Raw genomic sequence first — 3,758 nt, forward strand, 5'->3', positions numbered from 1 at the left:
AATGTTCCCCCATAAGGAATAAAGCCCCCATGAAGAGCAAGCCCATTCATTATAGCGCCCATTGCGTGTTCGCGAATACCATAATGGAGATAGCGCCCTGAAAAATCACCGGCAGAGATACTTTTCATTTGGCTGCTTTTTGTGTTATTGGACCCCGTTAGGTCGGCAGAACCACCAATGGTTTCCGTAATGACTTCATTGATCACTTCCAGAGCCATTTCCGAAGCTTTACGCGTAGCAACAATAGGGCGCTCTTCAACGAGTTTCTGTTTATAAGCATCGATAGCGCTATCAAATCCCCCCACAAGATCACCACGCATCAATCTTTCAAACTCCACTCGTTCTGATACAGGGAGATCCGCCAATTTTACTTCCCACTTTTGCCGTTTTTTAGCGGCATTAAGCCCCGCTAAGCGCCAACTATCGAGAATATCGGCTGGAATAACGAAAGGCTCTGCCTCCCAGCCTAAAGCGATACGGGTCTCAGCAATTTCCCGTGCTCCTAAAGGGGCTCCATGAACTTTATTGGTTCCAGCCTTATTCGGTGCTCCAAAGCCAATGGTTGTTTTACAGGCAATTAACGTTGGTTTATCACTCTCGCGTGCTGCTTCAATGGCGCTTGCAATTGCGGCTTGATCATGGCCATCCACTTTGTGTGTATTCCAACCGCACGCTTTAAAACGCGCAATCTGATCTGTACTGTCAGCAAGAGAAATCTCTCCATCGATAGAAATATTATTATCGTCCCACAACACAATAAGCTTGTTGAGTTTCAAATGACCGGCAAGAGAAATTGCTTCTTGAGAAATCCCTTCCATAAGGCAGCCATCGCCCACCAACGCGTAAGTGTAATGGTCGATAAGATCACCAAAACGAGCATTTTGCAAACGTTCCCCAAGCGCCATCCCCACGGCATTCGCCAACCCTTGTCCGAGAGGACCAGTGGTTGTTTCGATTCCTGCCACATGCCCATATTCTGGATGTCCAGCAAGTTTTGCCCCTAGTTGGCGAAAATTTTTGAGATCTTCAATGCCAATATCTTCATAACCAGAAAGATACAAGAGAGCATAAAGCAACATAGATCCATGCCCTGCTGATAACACAAAACGATCACGGTTAGGCCAACGGGGTTTTTGGGGGTCATGAGCAAGGAATTTCGTATAAAGAATCGTAGCAATATCGGCTGCCCCCATTGGTAAGCCTGGATGACCAGAATTTGCTTTTTCAATTGCATCAATAGCAAGAAAACGGATAGCATTGGCCATCTGATTTTGTTGTGGGTTGTTTTTCATAAACGATAAACCATTTCGTTAAGTACGTTATTCTGTTGCTTTTTCCGTATTCTCTTTAAAAATTCCTGAGAAATACTATTTTCTAATCCTCAGCGTGAGACTTTTTGACACTACTTTGATCACATTTAAATAACATTCCCCTCACGCATCCTGTATATTCATGTCATTTATGCCAATATGTTCAAAAAATCCAGCTTTTAATTCATATCTATCCCCTGCTTTGCTTGCTAAAATATCCTACTTCCTTAAAAATAAAATGCACGCAATACAAAAGTATAAGTGATTCGTTTTTGCATAACGCATTGATAAAGGATATAATTACCCAAAGGATAAAGGCAATGAACCAAGAGACTACGGTTCTACAAGATGCTCTAGAACAATTGGAAAAAGCACTCAGAACCTTAGAGATCACTATAATAAATCGCAATGCCGTTATTGATAAAAATAACGAATGGGAAGAAGAAATTCAACGAATGAATGCTGATCGCAGCCATCTTGCTCAAGCGCTTGACAAAGCTGAAGCCCAAATTGAACGCTTAGAGTCCGTAAACAGAGAAGTTTCCAAACGTCTTATTAAAGCAATGGAAACGATTCGTGTCGTCATTGATAGATAAAGGTTTGAATGTATGGAAACTGTTTCCGTTACCATTGATGGTAAAAATTATCGTATGGCTTGTGATAAAGGACAAGAACGTCATCTTATTGCGCTTGCGGCTCAATTGGACCAATATATCGCACATTTAAAGAAAAATTTTGGTGAAATTGGCGACCATCGTTTATCGGTTATGGCAGGCATAATGATTATCGATGAAATGGAAGAAATAAAACGAGAAAATAAAAAATTACAAGAAGACTACAATGCTCTTTTAAGACTCCACAATGAAAGAGATCGTACTATGGGAAAAATTATGCGTGACACCACACAACGCATTGAAAATCTCACCAACCAATTGCTCAAAGATGATCAAAATAGCACACACATTCAAGAACAAGAACAGGAAGGCTTCTAAAAAGTACATCAGCGCGTAATAAACCAGAGATTTGACTTGCCTCTCACACTTTACAGAATAAAAATCCTAAAACCCACATCAGTCTGTAAACAGGTTGGATTCTTAATCAAGACTGGTTTTTCTTGGCTTGCACGTCATGTGATTGACATGCATTAAGCGTAACAAACAAGGCCTTTCCCGAATATCCAATGCCTCTTAAAAAACGCTTAAACGTTTCAAGGAGGCTTGTATCATTACGCTTCAAATAAAGTTTCTTTATGCCGCGCATCAAGATGATAATAAGACCAATATCATTCTAAACAATCATAGAAATTACAACAGAAACCAGCAAAGCATCCTTCAAGAATAAACATCTTTATTCCACTTCCCCAAAAGCTCTAGTTCTATCAAAAGTCCTTGTCCCCCTCGATAGCACCAAGCAGATTCATATGTATATATATTTTAAAAATAACCTTATTCTCTTATATCTTGGTGGCATCATGGTATAATGTAAAAATTTTCCGTGAAGTGTATCCCATCCATTGAGTAGCATCTTTACACTGATGAATGTACAATTTGGTATCATCTATTTGCTCACTTGCGATGTTTAATCGTTATGGTATGGAAGGTGATAGAGAAGGGGAATTTTATATTTTGCTTTTGATTTATAGGTTGCTTTCTTGTGATGTGTGAATGTTTTTGATTGATTTCGTTTGTGCTCTTTAAAGCTGCTGTTTGTTATATGTATAATGTATAAATTCCTTAGGTATGACTATCTTTTTACTTGTTTTGATCTTTGCTGCTGTTTTCTTTCCAGGCGAGCCTTTATCCAAGAGGGATAAAAGTGTATAAACTGAAGTTTATGGCAGAGACGATTCGTATTATAGGCATTGATCCCGGATTACGGCATACAGGGTGGGGTGTTATCGATCTTGCAGGTAATCGTCTTCAGTTTATTGCAGCAGGGACGGTTTCTTCTAATGTACAGTGTGATCTGGCTTCCAGACTCTGTCAGATCCACAAAGGTCTTTCAGAGATTATGCATCAATTTATGCCCCATGAAGCCGCTGTGGAACATGTGTTTGTCAACAAAGATGCTACGGCAACTTTAAAACTTGGGCAAGCGCGCGCGATTGCGCTGCTGGTTCCTGCCCAAGCAAACCTTCCTGTTTTTGAATATGCCCCCAACAAAGTGAAAAAATCGGTTATTGGTGTTGGGCATGGTGCTAAAGAACAAATCCATATGATGGTAAAAGTTCTCCTACCACGGGCTGAATTTGATAGTAATGATGCGGCTGATGCTCTTGCTCTTGCTCTTTGTCATAGTATGCATCGTAAGAGTATGGGCCAATCTTATCAGGCAAGGATGGCGATATGATTGGGGTGGCAACATGATTGGCAAATTAAAGGGCACCCTTGAACATATCTTTGATGATCATATTCTTCTTGATGTTCATGGTGTGAGTTATGTTGTTTT

At 40.3% G+C, this 3,758-nt stretch carries 5 protein-coding genes; 4 read left to right on the forward strand and 1 reads right to left on the reverse strand.

What is annotated here, in order from left to right:
- Positions 1–1,292: transketolase family protein (locus ACFIO3_RS09935; RefSeq protein ID WP_375704388.1), on the reverse strand; the 1,292-nt coding region annotated here is incomplete at its 3' end.
- A gap of 338 nt (positions 1,293–1,630) precedes the next feature.
- Here ACFIO3_RS09935 and ACFIO3_RS09940 point away from each other — a divergent pair.
- The 4 genes from ACFIO3_RS09940 to ACFIO3_RS09955 form a co-directional block, all read left to right on the forward strand.
- Complete coding sequence (locus ACFIO3_RS09940; RefSeq protein ID WP_375608427.1) at positions 1,631–1,906, forward strand: DUF4164 domain-containing protein; 276 nt, start codon at positions 1,631–1,633, stop codon at positions 1,904–1,906.
- 12 nt (positions 1,907–1,918) lie between these two features.
- Positions 1,919–2,302, forward strand: a complete 384-nt coding sequence (locus tag ACFIO3_RS09945) for a cell division protein ZapA (protein WP_375608428.1) — start codon at positions 1,919–1,921, stop codon at positions 2,300–2,302.
- 841 nt (positions 2,303–3,143) lie between these two features.
- Positions 3,144–3,659 carry a crossover junction endodeoxyribonuclease RuvC gene (gene ruvC / locus ACFIO3_RS09950; RefSeq protein WP_375608444.1) on the forward strand — a complete coding sequence of 172 codons (516 nt, stop codon included), beginning with the start codon at positions 3,144–3,146 and terminating at the stop codon, positions 3,657–3,659.
- A gap of 13 nt (positions 3,660–3,672) precedes the next feature.
- On the forward strand, positions 3,673–3,758 hold an 86-nt coding region (locus ACFIO3_RS09955; protein WP_375704389.1), incomplete at its 3' end, for an OB-fold domain-containing protein.

This window comes from Bartonella sp. AD328YNZD (genome assembly GCF_042196425.1).

What these genes read in the sequence shown, in the direction of transcription:
- ACFIO3_RS09940 (WP_375608427.1), top strand. Translation starts at nt 1,631, where the DNA reads ATGAACCAAGAGACTACGGTTCTACAAGATGCTCTAGAACAATTGGAA.
- ACFIO3_RS09945 (WP_375608428.1), top strand. Translation starts at nt 1,919, where the DNA reads ATGGAAACTGTTTCCGTTACCATTGATGGTAAAAATTATCGTATGGCT.
- ruvC (WP_375608444.1), top strand. Translation starts at nt 3,144, where the DNA reads ATGGCAGAGACGATTCGTATTATAGGCATTGATCCCGGATTACGGCAT.